Below are 17,934 nucleotides of genomic sequence, written 5' to 3'. Positions count from 1 at the left end.
TAGTTATACACCTATAGGGTCGGTTCGCCAACTTTTTGGTCTTTTGCGCGCTGCGCAGGCTGGCCGACAGGCGTGCCCGCTATCAGGGGCACGCTGTCAAAGAGCGATTCCTCAAGCCTTCAGATATTGCTCCCGAGCGCCGAGCCACCGGGCCAGGTGCTGGATCACGACATCAGGATACTTTTCGAGCAGAGCCGCGGCGGCCTCTCTGGCCGGCTCGATCAGCCACTGATCATTCTGCAGATCGGCAAATCTCAACATGGCCGCACCCGACTGCCGGGCGCCGAGAAACTCCCCCGGGCCGCGAATCTCGAGGTCGCGCCGGGCAATTTCGAACCCGTCCGTCGTCTCCCGCATGGTCTGCAGGCGCGAGCGCGCCGTTATCGACAGCGGCCCGGTGTAGAGCAGCACGCAAATCGAAGCCGCGCTGCCGCGCCCCACCCGCCCTCGCAACTGATGCAATTGCGCCAGCCCGAACCGCTCCGCATGCTCGATCACCATCAGCGAGGCATTCGGCACGTCCACGCCCACTTCGATCACCGTCGTCGCCACCAGCAACTGCACCTCGTTGCGCGTGAACGCATCCATCACAGCGGCCTTCTCCGCCGGCGCGAGGCGGCCATGCACCAGACCGACATTCAATTCGGGCAACGCGGCCGCGAGCGTTTCGTACGTCTCCACCGCGGTCTGCAACTGCAAGGTCTCGCTCTCTTCGATCAGCGGACACACCCAGTACACCTGTCGCCCCGTCAGCGCGGCTTCGCGCACGCGGCCGATCACCTCCTCGCGCCGCGCGTCGGAAACCAGCTTGGTCAGGATCGGCGTGCGTCCCGGCGGCAGTTCGTCGATGGTGGAGACGTCGAGGTCGGCGTAATAGGTCATCGCCAGCGTGCGCGGAATCGGTGTGGCGGACATCATCAGCTGATGCGGCTGAAAATCGTGCGCGCCGTCGGCCGCGTTCTGCGCCTTCGCGCGCAACGCGAGCCGCTGCGCCACGCCGAAACGATGCTGTTCATCGACGATCACCAGCCCCAGCCGCGCGAACTCGACGGCATCCTGGATGATCGCGTGCGTGCCGATCACGAGCTGCGCCGTGCCGAGCGCCGCCGCTTCGATCGCGGCGCGCTTCTCTTTGGTCTTCAAACTGCCGGCCAGCCACGCGACGCTGACGCCCAAGGGCTCCAGCCAGCCGCGCAATTTGCGCGCATGCTGTTCCGCGAGGATTTCGGTCGGGGCCATCAGCGCGGCCTGGTAACCGGCATCGATCGCCTGCGCCGCGGCCAGCGCGGCCACGATCGTCTTGCCGCTGCCGACATCTCCCTGCAGCAGCCGCTGCATGGGATGAGGCTGGGTCAGATCGAGCGCGATCTCGCCGCCGACACGCTCCTGCGCTTTGGTCAGCGAGAACGGTAATGCCTTCAGCAAACGCGCCACGAGCGCCGCTTCGTCACCGAGCTTGCGGCGCGGCATGGCCGGCGCCGCCCGCGTGCGGCGCTCGTCATGCGCGCGCTTCAACGACATCTGCTGCGCCAGCAATTCCTCGAACTTGATGCGCACCCACGCGGGATGCGTGCCGTCGATCAACGCAGTCTCATCTGATTGCACGCCCGGATGATGCAGCGTGCGCACGGCGTCCATCAGCGGCGGCACGCCGAGCGGCTGCATATACGCTTGCGCGATCGGCGCCGGCAGCAACTCCGGCAGCGACGTGCGCGACAACGCGTTGTCGATCGATTTGCGCAGATACGCCTGCGTCACGCCCGCGGTGCTCGGATACACGGGCGTCAGCGCCTGGGGCAGCGGCGTGTCTTCGTCCACCACGCGTACCGCCGGGTGCACCATCTCCATGCCGAAGAAACCGCCACGCACGTCGCCGCGCACCCGCAGCCGCGCGCCGATCGCCATCTGCTTGACTTGCGAACCGTAGAAATTCAGAAAACGCAGCACGAGCTCGTCGCCGGCGTCGTCGCGCAGTTTCACCAGCAACTGGCGGCGCGGGCGATAGGCGATCTCGTTGTCGAACACCACGCCTTCGGTCTGCGAGATCCCGCCAGGCAGGAGGTGCCCGATCGGCGTCAGCGAGGTTTCGTCTTCGTAGCGCATCGGTAGATGCAGCACGAGATCGATGTCGCGCGTGAGGCCGAGTTTGGCCAGCTTGTCGGCGGGTTTGGGCGCGGCCTTGGCAGCGGGCTTACCGGTGGCTTTGCTCGAGGATTTGCCGGCGGGTTTGTCACCGAACGGGTCAACAATGTCATCTTGCCGCGCGGCCTTGCCGCTCTCCGCCGCGACACCTGCGCCGAGGTCGTTTGAGTCCGCCGCTGCTGCTTCGCCCCGCGAGGCGCGGCGCTTGGGCTCGGCACTCACTTCGTCGGTGGCGGAGGGCAATCGGCGGTCGGACAAAGGCATGGGTTGCTTCGCAAGTACAATATCGGCTGTCAAGGGTGTCGCCGCCAATCAGCGCGCGGGCTCGCGGGCCGCTCCGGCGTCCCGCAATCATAGCCGCCCGGCTCCGGCTTCGGCTCAATTCAGTCTCAATTCGCTTCCAGTCGTCCGCATGTTTACGCTTTCCGATTTCGATTTCGATCTGCCACCCGAGCTGATCGCGCAAGTGGCGCTGCCTGAGCGCAGCGCCAGCCGTCTGCTCGAAGTGGACAACACAGTGGACCCCGCGCGTCTCACGGACCGCGGCTTCGCCGAGCTGCCCGGGTGCATCGCGCCCGGCGATCTGCTGGTCTTCAACGATACCAAAGTCCTGAAGGCGCGCTTCCTCGGCCAGAAGGCCAGTGGCGGCAAGATCGAAGTGCTGGTAGAGCGTCTGACCGGCGAGCGCACCGCGCTCGCGCAGATCCGTGCGAGCAAGAGCCCGCAGCCGGGCACCACGATTCGTCTGGCCGACGCCTTCGACGTGACGGTCGGCGAACGCGTCGAGCCGTTCTACACGCTGCATTTCCCGGACGACTGCCTGACGCTGATCGAACAGTTCGGCCGCCTGCCGCTGCCGCCGTACATTGAGCACGATCCCGACTCGACCGACGAAACCCGCTATCAGACGGTGTTCGCGCAGAACCCGGGCGCAGTCGCCGCGCCCACCGCCGGCCTGCACTTCGACGACGCGCTGCTCGCGCGGCTCGACGCCCGCGGCGTGGAGCGCGCGACCCTCACGCTGCATGTCGGCGCGGGCACCTTCCAGCCGGTGCGCGTGGAAAATCTGGCCGAGCACAAAATGCACAGCGAGTGGTATCACCTGCCGCAGGCGCTCGCCGACAAGATCGCGGCGACACGTGCGCGCGGCAACCGCGTGATCGCGGTGGGCACGACGTCGATGCGCGCGCTCGAAGCCGCCGCGCGCGATGCGCACGAGGCCGGACGCCCGCTCGGCGCGGCCAGCACGGAAACCGATATTTTCATCACCCCCGGCTATGAGTTCCGCGTGGTCGACCGGCTGGTGACGAATTTCCATTTGCCGAAATCGACGCTGCTGATGCTGGTATCGGCGTTCGCGGGTGTCGAGACCATCCGTGAAGCTTACCGGCACGCGATCGAACAGCGTTACCGCTTCTTCAGCTATGGCGACGCGATGCTGCTCACGCGCCGCGACGTTTGACATGTTCCGTGCCGCATGGCGATATGCCGTGCGATAGCGTTGCGCGCCGGCGACGCGCGCGGTAGTCTGCCGCTCCTTGCTACGTCGATGTAGCGGCAGTCGTTGCCGGCCTCCTGCACCCGCATGCAGAGGCAGATCCGCGCTGCATCTTGAGGTTTCTTTATTTTCTTTACCCAGCCGCCGAGGCCTGCCCGGCGGCGTTCATCATTTGCGCCGGACTGTCCTCCGGTGGCACAGGAGTCCCCATGACCGACGGTCATACCCACGATACAAGCGGTACCTGCAATACCTGCGCGAGCCATAACGAAGGCACCCCCTCGCGCCCTGAAAACGGCCTCAAATTCGAACTGCTCGGCACCGACGGCCAGGCGCGGCGCGGCCGCGTCACGCTGAATCACGGCGTGGTCGAAACGCCGATCTTCATGCCGGTCGGCACCTACGGCACGGTGAAGGCGGTCCAGCCGCGCGAGCTCGAAGAAATGCACGCGCAGATCATTCTCGGCAACACCTTCCACCTGTGGCTGCGCCCGGGCCTGGAAACGATCGACGCGCACGGCGGCCTGCACGGCTTCATGGGCTGGAAGAAACCAATCCTGACAGATTCGGGCGGTTTTCAGGTGTTTTCGCTTGGCGATCTGCGCAAGATCACCGAAGATGGCGTCACGTTCGCGTCCCCCATCAACGGCGACAAGCTCTTCCTGTCGCCGGAAGTGTCGATGCAGATCCAGAAGGTGCTGAACTCGGACATCGTCATGCAGTTCGACGAATGCACGCCGTACGCGACCAACAACGTGCCGACTTCGCATCAGGAAGCCGCCGATTCGATGCGTATGTCGATGCGTTGGGCCAAACGCTCGATCGACGAATTCAACCGCCTCGGCAATCCGAATGCGTTGTTCGGCATCGTCCAGGGCGGCATGTTCGAAGACCTGCGCGACGAATCGCTGGCGGGTCTCGCGGAAATGGATTTCCACGGTCTCGCAATCGGCGGCCTGTCGGTCGGCGAACCGAAGGAAGACATGATGCGCGTGCTGAACCATATCGGCCCGAAGCTGCCCGCCGACAAGCCGCACTACCTGATGGGCGTCGGCACGCCGGAAGACCTGGTGGCGGGCGTGGCCGCCGGCGTCGACATGTTCGACTGCGTGATGCCGACCCGCAACGCGCGCAACGGCTGGCTCTTCACCCGGTTCGGCGACATCAAGATCCGCAACGCCGCGCACAAGAACTCGCTGCGCCCGCTCGACGAGCAATGCGGTTGCTACACCTGCCGAAATTTCACCCGGGGCTACCTGCACCATCTGCATCGTGTAGGGGAAATCCTCGGTGCGCAGTTGAACACGATTCACAACCTGCACTACTACCTCGAATTGATGCAGGAAATGCGCGACGCGATCGACGCAAAACTGTTCGAGCCCTTCCGCAAGCGCTTCCACGAGAACCGCGCGCGCGGCATCGACTAGCCCGCAAACGGGAATCAGGCGGGAATCGACTGACGAATTTGACGGAAGAATCCGTTGGCACTGCGCAGAAAACCTTACAATTAACTTTCGCGCACGGCAAAAAAGGCTTTAAACGGTTGATCGGAAAGCCGATTCGCCGCGCCGACCCCCGTCAGGCCAGTGGTAGAATAACCGGCTGATTTTTTTGATCGTTTTGATTTATAACGGAGAGACCAACGTGTCGTTCATTTCCAATGCCTTCGCCCAAGGCACAGCAACAGGTGGCATTGAATCGAACCTGATGAGCTTCCTGCCGCTGATCCTGATGTTCGGCGTGCTGTACTTCATCATGATTCGCCCGCAAATGAAGCGCCAGAAGGAACACCGCAACATGCTCGCCGCCATGGCCAAGGGCGATGAAGTGGTGACGAATGGCGGCATCGTCGGCAAGGTGACCAAGGTGGGTGAGGCTTACGTCGGCGTCGAAATTTCGGAAGGCACGGAAATCACCGTGCAAAAAGCGTCGGTCACGACGATTCTCCCGAAGGGCACGATCAAGTCGCTGTAAGGCCTGCTCTCTCGCGTCCGGCGCGGCCTCGCCGGCGGTTTTCGCGGAACCACGCTGAACCGCCCGCGCTCATCGTCGGACGCATCGCTTCCAAGCCAACCTTCCCGTTGGACCACTCATGAATCGCTACCCCCTCTGGAAATACGCCGTGATGCTGGTGGCTCTGGTCATCGGCCTCGTGTACACCCTGCCCAACCTGTTCGGCGAAGCGCCGGCGGTGCAGGTGTCGAGCGGCAAGGCAACGGTCAAACTCGACTCGACTACGCTGTCGGCAGTCGAAGCGGCGCTTGCTGCCAATCAGATCAAACCAGAAGACGTCACGTTCGACAATTCGTCGACCAACGCGAACATTCGCGTGCGTCTGCTCGACACCGACACGCAATTGCGCGTGAAGGACCTGCTGCAGAAGTCGCTGAACAGCGACCCGACCGATCCGCAGTTCGTCGTGGCGCTGAACCTGCAAAGCGCGTCGCCGCATTGGCTGACCGCCTTGCATGCCCTGCCGATGTACCTCGGTCTCGATCTGCGCGGCGGCGTGCACTTCCTGCTGCAGGTCGACATGGCCGGCGCGCTCAACAAGAAGCTCGACTCCGACGCATCGGATGCGCGCACCATGCTGCGCGACAACAACATCCGCGACGGCGGCGTGAACCGCGTCAACCAGACGGTGGTGATCAATTTCGCCGACCAGGCCACGGCGGACGCGGCATCCAAGCAACTGGGCCGCAGCATCAGCGAACTCCAGTGGGCCTCGCAGACGAACCCGGACGGCGGCGTGCAACTGGTCGGCACGTTCACGCCGGCGGTGCAGAAAGCCGTGCAGGACGCCGCGCTCAAGCAGAACATCACCACGCTGCATAACCGCGTGAACGAACTCGGCGTGGCCGAGCCGGTGATCCAGCAGCAAGGCTCGGACCGTATCGTGGTCGAACTGCCGGGTGTGCAGGACACCGCGAAGGCCAAGGACATCATCGGCCGCACCGCAACGCTTGAAGCGCGCCTCGCCGACCCGGTCAACACGCATCCGAATCCGGGCGACCCGGTGCCCCCGGGCGACGAGCTGTTCACCCAGGGCAACCAGACGCCGGTGCTGCTGCGCAAGCAGATCATCTTCACGGGTGACCGCATCATCGACGCGTCGGCGGGCTTCGACGAACATCAACGCCCGTCGGTCAATATCCGTCTGGATTCGGCCGGTGGCCGCGCGGTCCGCAGTGTCTCGCGCGACAACATCGGCAAGCCGATGGCGATGGTGCTGTTCGAAAAGGGCAAGGGCGAAGTGCTGACGGTGGCGACCATCCAGTCCGAACTGGGCGACCGCTTCCAGATCACCGGCCAGCCGAACCCGCAGGCCGCCGCCGACCTCGCGCTGCTGTTGCGCGCCGGCTCGCTGGCCGCGCCGATGGACATCATCGAAGAACGCACGATCGGCCCGAGCCTCGGCGCGGACAACATCAACAAGGGCTTCCACTCGGTGGTGTGGGGCTTCGTCGCGATCGCCGTCTTCATGATCGCGTACTACATGCTGTTCGGCGTGATCTCGATGATCGGCCTGTCGGTCAACCTGCTGCTGCTGATCGCCGTGCTGTCCATGTTGCAGGCCACGCTCACCTTGCCGGGTATCGCCGCTATCGCGCTCGCGCTCGGTATGGCGATCGACGCGAACGTGCTGATCAATGAGCGCGTGCGCGAAGAACTGCGCCACGGCGCGCCGCCGCAACTGGCGATCCAGAACGGCTACGCGCATGCATGGGCGACGATTCTCGACTCGAACGTCACCACGCTGATCGCCGGCCTCGCGCTGCTCGCCTTCGGCTCCGGCCCGGTGCGCGGCTTCGCGATGGTTCACTGTATCGGCATCCTGACGTCGATGTTCTCGGCCGTGTTCTTCTCGCGCGGTATCGTCAACCTCTGGTACGGCGGCAAGAAGAAGCTCAAGTCGCTGGCCATCGGCCAGGTATGGCGTCCGCAACCGGAAGGTATCGACGGCGCGGCGGCTTACCTCGGCAACGACGACGCCGCAACCGATACGGCACGAGCCGTCGCCGCGGCAAGCGCCAAGCCCAAAGCCAAAGCTGCGGCCCAGGCACGTGGCAAGCCGACCGTGCGCCGCCGCGACGCGTCGGGTTCGTCGAACACGCCGCAGAAACCGGGTTCATCCCGCTGAGTCCCGGAGAACAAGACCATGGAATTTTTCCGCTTCCGCAAAGACATTCCGTTCATGCAGCGTGCGTTGATCTTCAACGCAATCTCGCTCTTGACGTTCGTCGCTGCTGTATTTTTCCTGCTGCATCGTGGGCTGCATCTGTCGGTGGAATTCACCGGTGGCACAGTCATCGAAGTGCAGTATCCGGGCGCCGCGCCGCTCGAACCGGTGCGTGGCACGCTCAACAAGCTGGGCTATCCTGACGCGCAGGTGCAGAACTTCGGCACCTCACGCGACGTGCTGATCCGTCTGCCGCTCAAGCAGGGCTACACGTCGGCACAACAGAGCGACCAGGTGATGGGCGCGCTGAAGGGCCAGGACGCGCAGGTGCAGTTGCAACGCGTCGAGTTCGTCGGCCCGCAGGTCGGCAAGGAGCTCGCAACCGACGGCCTGATGGCGCTGGCCTGCGTGGTGATCGGCATCGTGATCTACCTGTCGTTCCGCTTCGAATGGAAGTACGCGGTGGCCGGCGTGATCGCGAACTTGCACGACGTGGTCATCATTCTCGGCTTCTTCGCGTTCTTCCAGTGGGAGTTCTCGCTGTCGGTGCTGGCCGCGGTGCTCGCGGTGCTCGGCTACTCGGTGAACGAATCCGTCGTTATCTTCGACCGGATTCGTGAAACCTTCCGCCGCGAACGCAAGATGACCGTGATCGAAGTGATCAACCACGCGATCACCAGCACGATGTCGCGCACGATCATCACCCACGGCTGTACGCAGATGATGGTGCTGTCGATGTTCCTGTTCGGCGGCCCCACGCTGCACTACTTCGCTCTGGCGCTGACGGTCGGTATTCTGTTCGGTATCTACTCGTCGGTGTTCGTCGCCGCGGCAATCGCCATGTGGCTCGGCGTGAAGCGCGAAGACCTGATCAAGGACAAGAAGGAACGCGTCGATCCGGACGATCCAAACGCAGGCGCGCAAGTCTGATTCCGCCGCAGGCGGACATCTGACCCGATCGCAAAAAAAAGGCCGGTTCTCTCGAACCGGCCTTTTTTACGTCTACCGCCTTTGTGCTTCAGCGAAACCCAAGCTTGCGCCGCGCGGTCATCAGCGCCATCAGGCTGATGGCCGCGGCGAAAATCATGTAGTAACTCGGCGCGGCCTTCGAACCCGTGAAGCCGATCAGCCACGCGATGATGAACGGCCCGAAACCGCCGAAGATCGTCACGGCGATGTTATAGGCCAGCGACATGCCGGTCGTACGCGTCTGCACCGGGAACATCTCGGAGAGCAAGCCGGGCAGCGCCGCGAAGTAGCCGGTCATCAGAAAGCCGAACACGATCTGCAAGGCGATCAGCGTGCCAAAGGTCGGATGCGCGACCAGATAGACAAAGGCCGGATTGATCAGGATAAGCAGCAGCAACGCCGAGATCAGCATGATCGTGGTGCGGCCATGACGGTCCGACAGATGGCCAACCAGCGGCGAGAACACCATCTGGATCAGGCCGGTCAGTGCAATCGCCGCGAACGCAACCGACGGCGCCAGGCCCAGCTGCTTCACGCCGTAAGTCGGCATGAACAGCACCAGATAGGTCGACACCGTGCCGAGCACCACTACACCGATCGCAATCACGAGGCGCAGCTTCTGGCTGGTAAAGGTATCGCGCAACGGCGTCGTGGTGGTTTCCGCCGCGAGGAACTCAGGCGTTTCGTCGAGTTTGGTACGGATGTACCACGCAACCGGTCCGATCAGAAGACCGAAGAAGAAAGGCACGCGCCAACCCCAGGAGGCCATCTGCTCCGGCGACAGTTTGCCGGTCAGCACCACACCGAAGCCTGCGGCGAGCAGCGTGGTGAGCCCCTGGCTCGCGACCTGCCAGCTTGCGAAGAAACCACGCCGCCCCGGCACGTGCTCCGCAAGAAAGGCCGTGGCGCTGCCGAATTCGCCGCCGGCCGAAAAACCTTGCATCAAACGCGCCACCACGAGAATCACGGGCGCGGCGATGCCGATGCTCTGATACGTCGGCAGAACCGCGATGATCAGCGTGCCGCACATCATCAGCAGGATCGACAGCGTGAGCGCGGCCTTGCGTCCGGCGCGGTCGGCGTAAGCGCCGATCACGATCGCGCCGAGCGGCCGCATGAAGAACGACACGCCGAAGGTGCCGAGCGTCAGCAGCAGCGAAACCGTGTCGTTGCCCGCCGGGAAAAACAGCTTCGCGATGGTGACCGCGAAAAAGCCGTACACCACCAGATCGAACCATTCCAGCGCGTTACCGATCGAGGCGGCAACCACCGCGCGCCACGAATTTTGCCGGCTCCCCGCGAGGCTTGCCGTTGTCGTTGTATTCATGCAGATCTCCAATGCGCGCGAAATATTTTTAACGTAGGTTTTACGTTGGATATTGCCGAACTGGGTGCGCGCACAACCAGTACGGAACCAGCGCTCTATGTACCTGAAAAATTAAACCGATGCGAGTAGCAAATAAGCGGTGGCCGCCGCACAAGGCTTCCGGCGTTTCGAGCGGGCAATAAAAAAACCGCTTCGTCGCAAAAGCGAACGAAACGGTTTTTTTGTTGCGGCGCAACGCGCCGCGCCATGACTCGCCGCAAATACAAATCGGCGAAAGGCTTATTAAAGCGCCTATTGCTTGATGCCTTCGGACTGGATATGCAGCTTGGTGTCCATGTTGAAGCCGTACTTGGCGCCGAAATCCATGCCGTATTCGCTACGGTCGAAATGAGCGCTCGCTTCCACGCCACACACTTCGCGCTTGAGTACCGGGTGCTGCATGCACTTGAACGATTCGATCTTCAGATTCAGCGGCTTGGTCACGCCACGGATCGTCAGATTGCCGATCACTTCGACCGGCTTGTCGCCGTCAAACTTGATATCCGTGCCCTTGTAGGTCACCGACGGGTACTTGGCGACGTCGAAGAACGCGTCTGTCTTCAGATGCTCGTCGAGCTTGCTGTTGCCGGTCTCGACGGAAGCCGGATCGACCGTGACGTCCACCGTGCCGGTTTTGGCCGCGCGGTCCAGCGTGACCGTACCGGAGCTCCTGGCGAACTTGCCGCGCCACACGGAAAGACCGCCGAAGTGATCCGCCTCGAAGCTCGGATACGTGTGGGTCGGGTCGAGTTGATAGGTGTCGGCGGCAGCAAACGCGCCGAGCGAGAAAGATGACGCCAATGCTCCGACTGCAATCAACAGGGAAGTTTTCAATTCAGGCTCCTTACGTTTCTGAAACTCTTGAAGGATAGCGGCTGCGCCCAACGAGCGCAGTGACTATCACTTGCGTGCGGCAACGATATGAAATTTGATCACGACCTCATCGGCGACCACCGAGGTGTCTTTCCATTCGCCGGTGCCGATGTCGAATTGCGAGCGCTTGATCGGCAACGAGCCGTCGAACGTCTGCGTCGCACCCTGCTGGGTGACCGTGACCGGCACCACGACGGTCTGCGATTTACCCTTGATGGTCAGCTTGCCGGTGACCTTGAACTGATTGCCGCCGGCCGGAGCGATTGCGCTCGAGACGAAGGTTGCAGTCGGATAGGTCTTCGCGTCGAACCAGTCCTTGCCGCGCACCTGGTCGTTATAGCTTTCGTCACCGAGGTCGTAACTGCCGACGTCGATACTGAACTGCGCGCTGCCGTCGGCCGGTTTTGCCGGATCGAACTTCACTTGCGCGGTGAATTTACCGAATTTGCCTTCCACAGGCACGTTCATCTGCTTCGAGGTTGCCGTCACCGAACTTTTGGTGACGTCGACCTGCGCGAGCGCACTGCCGGCCGCCGTCAGCGAGGCCGCTGCGAACGCGGCGAGCATATAACGATAGAACGAAACTTTCATGGTTATCCTTATTTGATGAAAGGGAGCATGCGCGACAGCAAGCCATCGCGGTCCAGCCATTGATGCTTGAGCGCCGCCGCGACATGCAATGCGACCAGCACGAGCAATGTGTAATTCAGCGCGATATGCACGTTCTTCAGCAGTTCCTTGAGATGCGGATCCGGTGCGATCAGACGCGGCAGCGGAATCAGGCCGAGGTACACCACCGGCACGTTGGCTGCCGAGCTATACAGATAGCCTGAAGCGGGAATCACGATCATCAGCACATAGAGCAGCAGATGCGTGAGATGCGCGGCGCCGCGCTGCCAGGCGGGCATACGGCGCGGCATCGGCGGGGCTGCATGGGTGGCGCGCCACAGAACGCGCAACACGGCGAGCGCGAACACCGTCACGCCGATCCATTTATGCCAGGAGAAGTAGCGCAGCTTGGTGGGCGTGAAGCCGGGAATGTCGGTCATCACCCAGCCGAGCGAGAAGCCGCATACGATCAGCAGCGCGATCAGCCAGTGAAAGGCGATGGCAGTCCGCGTGTACGACTCCCGACCGCCGAAAGAAGGATTGAGTGCCATGACAGGTCAACGCAAGCTAAGAGAGGTTAACGGCGCAGCCGACTTTGTTATTCCACACGGCCCATGCAGGCGGCATCGTGCAATTTGATAGAAAGCATGGCGGCTGCGGCACACGCCAAGGCCGCCATGCTACCGCAAGCGGAAAAAGCTGGCTGTGTCGACTGGAGTTAGCGCTTCAGCTGTCGGCCAGAGTTAGCGCTTTAGCGCTTACTCTGGTCCCATGCAAAGCGCTTACTCCAGCCCCAAGTAAAACCGCCGGCGCGGCACACCGCCCACCTGAAAACCTCCCCACCTACCAACCGGCATTGAACAATTGGGGACGGAGACTGTCAGACATAAACATTTTTGTGTAAGACTAGTTCGGTTTCCCATGCTGCCCGGCTCACCGGTTGCACCGGGTTCAACGGCCGGCCCAGCGGCAAAGCACGTTTGATACTATTGCTCCACGCTCATTGCTGCACTTGTTCTCCGGCCCTGCCCCGAAACCGGCATTGCACGCCTGTCCTCACGTCGTTAGCCCTTCTGCCGTATGGAACATGACAACCTGATTGCGTGCCATGAATGCGATGCGCTGTTCAGCAAGCCCCGGCTTGTCGGGCGGACGGTCGCGCGCTGTCCGCGCTGCGGCGCGACGCTCTATCGCGGCGTCTCCCGCAAGCTCGACAGTATCTGTGCGATGACATTGGCCGCGCTGATCACTTTCATCATCGCGCAGGCCTTCCCGATCGTCGAACTCGAAACCAACGGCATCACCTCGCAAACCACCCTCTTCGGCGCGCTCGTCGCGTTATGGGGCGAGGACATGCAGATCGTCGCGGTCATGGTGTTCTGCTCGACCATCCTGTTCCCGCTGACCGAACTGGTCGCGCTGCTCTACGTGCTGATCCCGCTGCGCGCCGGCTACGTGCCGGTCGCCTTCAATCGCGTGTTGCGCGCCATCCAGTTCGTGCGGCCGTGGGGCATGATCGAAGTGTTCATGCTCGGCGTGCTGATCACCATCGTGAAGATGGTGAGTCTCGCACGCGTGATTCCCGAAGCGGCGCTGTTCGCGTTCGGCGTGCTGACGCTGATGATCGCGGTCGTCCTGACTTTCGATCCGCGCGTGCTGTGGGATCTCGCCGACGAAATGAACGACCGCAGCGGCAGACCGCGGCCGCGCACCGCCGCCGATAGCGCAGCGGTTGCCGTCAGTTCGCTCGATGGGCCGCCCGCGCCGCCTGAGGTACAAGGCGCGATTCAACCTGCATTGCCGCCGGGCGCGCCGCCGGCGCCGCATCAAGGATGAACGCACGATGAAATACGTGACCGCGAAGAGCGCCGGCCTGGTTGCCTGCCACGCGTGTGGACGCGTGGAGCCGCGCATCCGCTCCGTCACGCCGCAACACTGCAGCCGTTGCGGCGCGGTGCTGCACCGGCGCAACCCTGACAGCCTGATGCGCACCTGGGCACTGCTGATCGCCGCAGCCTTGCTGTATATTCCGGCCAATTTGCTGCCGGTGATGCACACGTCCTCGCTGCTCGGCTCGGAAGACGACACCATCATGAGCGGCGTCGTGTACTTCTGGACTTCGGGCGACTGGCCGTTGGCCGTGATCGTGTTCATCGCCAGCATCATGGTGCCGATGCTCAAGCTCAGTGTGCTGGTGCTGCTCACCGCCACAGCACAGCGCCGCTCGCGCTGGCGGCCAGATCAGCGCACCACGCTGTACCGGATGGTCGAAAAGATCGGGCGCTGGTCGATGCTCGACGTGTTCGTCGTCACGCTGACCGTCGCGCTGGTCCGTTTCAAGTCGCTTGCCGTTATCACGGCCGGACCGGGTGCGATCGCCTTCGGCTCGGTGGTGATTCTGACGATGATGGCATCCATGCAATTCGATCCACGGCTCATCTGGGACAACGTGGAAGGCAGTACCCAAAAACCTCAGGACCTCGACCATGACTAGCCCGCAAGGACCGACGCCCGCCTCCGATGCGCCGCGCAACGATTCGAACGGACCGAAGCTGCCGCCTCAATTGCCGGACCCCGACATCGAACCGCGCAGCCGCTGGCTGCCCTCGCTCGTCTGGGTGATTCCGCTGATCGCCGCGCTGATCGGCATTGCGCTCGTGATCAAATCGGTGACCGAAAAAGGCCCGACCATCACCATCAGTTTCATTAGCGCCGAGGGCCTCGAACCTGGCAAGACCAAGGTCAAGTACAAGGACGTCGACGTCGGCTCGGTGAAGACCATCACGCTGTCCAAAGATCTGTCGCATGTGCTGGTTCAGGTGCAGCTCACCAAGGAAGGCGAAAACTTCGCGGTCAAGGATTCGCGCTTCTGGGTGGTGCGGCCTCGCGTCGGCGCGAGCGGCGTGTCCGGGCTGACCACCTTGCTCTCGGGTGCGTACATCGGCGCGGACGCCGGCCATTCGCCAGACACCGAGAAGAACTTCGTCGGCCTCGAAACACCGCCGCCTATCACGGGCGACCAGAAGGGCCATCAGTTCATTCTGCATGGCGACTCGCTCGGTTCGATCGACATCGGCTCGCCGATTTTCTACCGGCGCGTGCAGGTGGGCCAGGTGGTCGGTTTCTCGCTCGACAAAGACGGCACCGGCGTGACGATGCAGGTCTTCGTGTCGGCGCCGTTCGATCAGTACGTCGGCACCAATTCGCGCTGGTGGCATGCGAGCGGGGTCGATCTGCGGCTCGATTCGAGCGGCTTCAAGCTGAATACGCAATCGCTCGCCACGGTGATCGTCGGCGGTTTGTCGTTCCAGTCGCCGCCGGGCCAGGGCGTAGGCGCGCAGGCGCCGAACAACATGACGTTCCGCCTCGCCTCGGATGAACAGGACGCGATGCGCGAGCCGGACGGCGTGCCGTTGCGCGTGGTCATGAACTTCAACCAGTCGCTGCGTGGGTTGTCGGTCGGCGCCACGGTGGATTTCCGCGGCATCGTGCTGGGCCAGGTGACCAACATTGGCATCGACTACGATCCGAAGACGCGCAGCTTCACGATGCCGGTGACGATGAACCTATACCCGGACCGCCTCGGCAAGCGCTTCCGCGAAACCGCGCCGACACCGGGCACGCTCGCTGGTCAAACCTTGCTGCAACAGCTCGTCAAGCATGGCCTGCGCGGCCAGTTGCGCACCGGCAATCTGATTACGAGCCAGTTGTATGTGGCGCTCGACATCTTCCCGAAAGCGCCGCCGGCCACGGTTGACGTGACGGGTGATCCACTCGAATTGCCGACCATTCCGAACACGCTCGACGAACTGCAACTGCAAGTCGCCGACATTGCGAAGAAGCTCGACAAGGTGCCGTTCGACCAGATCGGTTCGAACCTGAACAGCGCGCTGAAGAATGCCGATCAGCTGTTCACGCGACTCGACAAGGAAGTCGTGCCGCAGGCCCGCGACACCCTGGCGGCGGCCAAGCAGACCTTCGGTTCGGCCGAGGCAACGTTGCAGCAGGACTCGCCGTTGCAGTCGGATGTCCATCAGGCGTTGCAGGAACTGACACGCACACTGCAGTCGCTGAACGCGCTGTCCGATTATCTGGAGCGTCATCCGGAATCGCTGTTGCGCGGTAAAACAGGAGATAAACCATGATGTTTGCCCGGCTCCCCCGCCCGCCGCGCGGGCTTGTGCGCGGCGCTGTTTATGTCGGCGCTCTGGCCGGACTGGTGGCGATGGCGGCGTGTTCGTCGCCGAGCAGCCGCTTTTATACGCTCGGCGCGGATGGCATGCCTGCCGGGTCCGCGGCGCCGGTTAGCGCCCGGACTTCAGCTGCGCCGCCGTGGCTGATCGAAGTCGCGCCGATCGACGTACCGCCGCAGGTGGCGAAAAACCAGCTTGTCGTGCAGACCGGCCCGACGCAGGTCAAGGTGCTGGAGCAGGAGCGCTGGGCTTCGTTGCCGGGCGACGAAATTCGCCGGGCTTTGTCGACCAGTCTGACGCAGCAGTTGAACACGATCGATGTGTATGGCACTGCGTATGCGGATACGACGCCGGTGTACCGGGTGAGCGTGAATGTGCAGCGATTCGAGTCATGGCCGGGGTCGCATGCGTTGATCGATGCGGTCTGGAGTGTGCGGGCCGTGCGTGGGACGGCTGTGATGACTTGCCGGAGTGTGGTGAGTGAGCCGGTTGGCGACGGCTATGACGCGCTTGTTAGTGGGCATCGGGCTGCGTTGCAGCGGATTTCTTTGCAGGTGGCGGCGGCTGTGCAGGCTATGGCTGCTGCGCCTAAAGGTGGCTCTGCCGGGAAGGGGGGTGGGTTTGTTGCTCCTGCTTGTCCTTCTTCTTTAGCTTCTGCTGCTGCGGGGGGTTGATGAAGGGAAGGTTTGCCTGCGCGGCGCTTGGTTGTATGCCTGCGGTGTTGGCCTTTTCTTGATCTGTTTGCCTGCGCGGCACTTGGTGGGGGTGTCAGAATTTCCGTGTTCAAGGCGGGTTGAGAATTACACGGATGGTCGAACGAATCGGTCCTCATAAAGTATGGCGAACTGGTTCATGGCGGCCTTCCAGTCATGAGCCGCACGCCCCCAATCGGCAGTGATGTTACGCAATGCAAGCCAGATGAGCTTCGTCGCAGCCTCGTCGGTCGGGAAGTGGCCCCGCGTTTTGATGATCTTGCGCAACTGCGAGTTGATGTTCTCAATGGCGTTCGTCGTGTATATCACCTTGCGAACCGACGGTGGAAACGCAAAGAACGGAATTACGCGATCCCAGGCGTTGCGCCACGCCGCGCTGACCGGCGGGAATTTCTGCCCCCATGGCCCATCAGCAAATGCATCGAGTTCCGCCTGCGCCGCTTCCGCGCTGGGCGCGGTGTAGATCGGGCGGATCGCTGCGGCCAGGCCCCTGCGGTCCTTCCAGCTCGCGTAATCGAGGCTGTTGCGGATCAGGTGAACAATGCAGGTCTGCAGCGTGGTGGCCGGAAACACTGCCGCCAGCGCCTCGGGCATACCCTTCAGACCATCGGTGACGGCGATCAGGATGTCGTTGACGCCGCGCGTCCTGAGGTCGTTGAACACCTTCATCCAGAACTTGGCGCCCTCGGTGTTCTCGATCCACAGGCCGAGGATATCGCGTGTGCCGTCGGGAAGAATGCCCAGCGCAAGGTAGATCGCCTTGTTGCGCACCACGGCGTCTTCGCGGATCTTGACCCGCAATGCGTCGAAGAACACCACCGGATACATCGGCTCAAGCGGGCGGCCCTGCCAGGCCGTCACTTCGGCCATGACCTCGTCGGTAACCGAGCTGATGAAATCAGGCGAGACGTCGGTGCCATACTGTTCGAGCAGAAAGCCTTGTATCTCACGCACGGTCATACCCCGGGCATACATGGCGACGATCTTGTCATCGAAACCCGTGAAGCGCCGTTCGTGCTTGGGAATCAGCAGCGGTTCGAAACTACCGTCGCGATCGCGTGGGATCTCGATACGGATCGGACCGTCCTCGGTCAGGACTGTCTTGGCGCCCGTGCCATTGCGCTGATTGGTGACGGCCGCGGGCTTTGCAGCACCGGACGTGTAGCCGAGATGATGGCTCATCTCGCCACCCAGCGCCCGCTCGATCAGCGCCTTCTTCAAGGACAACGTCGCGGCGTTGATCGCTTCGGCCGTCATCGGCCCGTTGCCGAACTTCTCAAGCAGCTCAGCGGGGATCACCGGCAGTTCTGCCGGCGTAGCTTTCGGTTTGCGAGGCATAGGTTCTCCTGGGGAGAATGATATGCCTTGAACACGAAATTAATGACAGGCCC

The 17,934-nt window shown here is 62.7% G+C and carries 15 protein-coding genes; 9 read left to right on the top strand and 6 right to left on the bottom strand.

Annotation, left to right across the window (positions count from 1 at the left end):
• Positions 1-111 precede the first annotated feature (111 nt).
• A complete protein-coding gene (gene recG / locus BCY88_RS20905) occupies positions 112-2,406 on the bottom strand; it encodes an ATP-dependent DNA helicase RecG (RefSeq protein WP_120346094.1) in 2,295 nt (764 codons plus the stop codon).
• Between the two features lie 148 nt (positions 2,407-2,554).
• On the opposite strand from recG, the gene queA reads away from it, so the two are divergent.
• The 5 genes from queA to secF all read left to right on the top strand — a co-directional run bounded on the left by queA (position 2,555) and on the right by secF (position 8,750).
• Positions 2,555-3,604 carry a tRNA preQ1(34) S-adenosylmethionine ribosyltransferase-isomerase QueA gene (queA, locus tag BCY88_RS20900; RefSeq protein ID WP_120346377.1) on the top strand — a complete coding sequence of 350 codons (1,050 nt, stop codon included), beginning with the start codon at positions 2,555-2,557 and terminating at the stop codon, positions 3,602-3,604.
• Between the two features lie 245 nt (positions 3,605-3,849).
• Entirely contained in the window at positions 3,850-5,067 is a 1,218-nt protein-coding gene (gene tgt / locus BCY88_RS20895; RefSeq protein WP_183081415.1) for a tRNA guanosine(34) transglycosylase Tgt, read from the top strand.
• 217 nt (positions 5,068-5,284) lie between these two features.
• Positions 5,285-5,614 (top strand): preprotein translocase subunit YajC, encoded by a 330-nt coding sequence (gene yajC / locus BCY88_RS20890; protein ID WP_007179286.1) that lies wholly within the window; start codon positions 5,285-5,287, stop codon positions 5,612-5,614.
• A 118-nt stretch (positions 5,615-5,732) separates the two neighbouring features.
• Complete coding sequence (gene secD / locus BCY88_RS20885) at positions 5,733-7,781, top strand: protein translocase subunit SecD (RefSeq protein WP_120346093.1); 2,049 nt, start codon at positions 5,733-5,735, stop codon at positions 7,779-7,781.
• Between the two features lie 18 nt (positions 7,782-7,799).
• Entirely contained in the window at positions 7,800-8,750 is a 951-nt protein-coding gene (gene secF, locus BCY88_RS20880; protein ID WP_120346092.1) for a protein translocase subunit SecF, read from the top strand.
• An 88-nt stretch (positions 8,751-8,838) separates the two neighbouring features.
• Here secF and BCY88_RS20875 read toward each other — a convergent pair whose 3' ends face one another.
• From BCY88_RS20875 to BCY88_RS20860, 4 genes are all read right to left on the bottom strand, one after another.
• Positions 8,839-10,116, bottom strand: a complete 1,278-nt coding sequence (locus BCY88_RS20875; RefSeq protein WP_120346091.1) for an MFS transporter — start codon at positions 10,114-10,116, stop codon at positions 8,839-8,841.
• 291 nt (positions 10,117-10,407) lie between these two features.
• A complete protein-coding gene (locus BCY88_RS20870) occupies positions 10,408-10,977 on the bottom strand; it encodes a YceI family protein (protein ID WP_120346375.1) in 570 nt (189 codons plus the stop codon).
• 78 nt (positions 10,978-11,055) lie between these two features.
• A complete protein-coding gene (locus tag BCY88_RS20865; RefSeq protein WP_120346090.1) occupies positions 11,056-11,619 on the bottom strand; it encodes a YceI family protein in 564 nt (187 codons plus the stop codon).
• 8 nt (positions 11,620-11,627) lie between these two features.
• Positions 11,628-12,188: a cytochrome b gene (locus BCY88_RS20860; RefSeq protein ID WP_120346089.1), complete on the bottom strand. Its 561-nt coding sequence runs from the start codon at positions 12,186-12,188 to the stop codon at positions 11,628-11,630.
• 529 nt (positions 12,189-12,717) lie between these two features.
• On the opposite strand from BCY88_RS20860, the gene BCY88_RS20855 reads away from it, so the two are divergent.
• The 4 genes from BCY88_RS20855 to BCY88_RS20840 are packed head-to-tail and all read left to right on the top strand — an operon-like array spanning position 12,718 to position 16,504.
• Positions 12,718-13,473: a paraquat-inducible protein A gene (locus BCY88_RS20855; RefSeq protein ID WP_120346088.1), complete on the top strand. Its 756-nt coding sequence runs from the start codon at positions 12,718-12,720 to the stop codon at positions 13,471-13,473.
• 7 nt (positions 13,474-13,480) lie between these two features.
• A complete protein-coding gene (locus BCY88_RS20850; RefSeq protein ID WP_120346087.1) occupies positions 13,481-14,131 on the top strand; it encodes a paraquat-inducible protein A in 651 nt (216 codons plus the stop codon).
• Positions 14,124-15,782 carry a PqiB family protein gene (locus tag BCY88_RS20845; protein ID WP_120346086.1) on the top strand — a complete coding sequence of 553 codons (1,659 nt, stop codon included), beginning with the start codon at positions 14,124-14,126 and terminating at the stop codon, positions 15,780-15,782. The genes BCY88_RS20850 and BCY88_RS20845 overlap by 8 nt, the downstream gene beginning before the upstream one ends.
• A complete protein-coding gene (locus tag BCY88_RS20840) occupies positions 15,779-16,504 on the top strand; it encodes a PqiC family protein (RefSeq protein WP_120346085.1) in 726 nt (241 codons plus the stop codon). The genes BCY88_RS20845 and BCY88_RS20840 overlap by 4 nt, the downstream gene beginning before the upstream one ends.
• A 126-nt stretch (positions 16,505-16,630) precedes the next feature.
• On the opposite strand, the gene BCY88_RS20835 is transcribed toward BCY88_RS20840, so the two are convergent.
• Positions 16,631-17,881, bottom strand: a complete 1,251-nt coding sequence (locus BCY88_RS20835; protein ID WP_120342987.1) for an IS256 family transposase — start codon at positions 17,879-17,881, stop codon at positions 16,631-16,633.
• Between the last annotated feature and the right edge of the window lie 53 nt (positions 17,882-17,934).

Source organism: Paraburkholderia fungorum (genome assembly GCF_003610895.1).
Classification (GTDB): Bacteria; Pseudomonadota; Gammaproteobacteria; order Burkholderiales; family Burkholderiaceae; genus Paraburkholderia; species Paraburkholderia fungorum_B.
The sequence above is the reverse complement of the archived record's forward strand: the minus strand, read 5'-3'. Positions and strand labels throughout refer to the sequence as shown.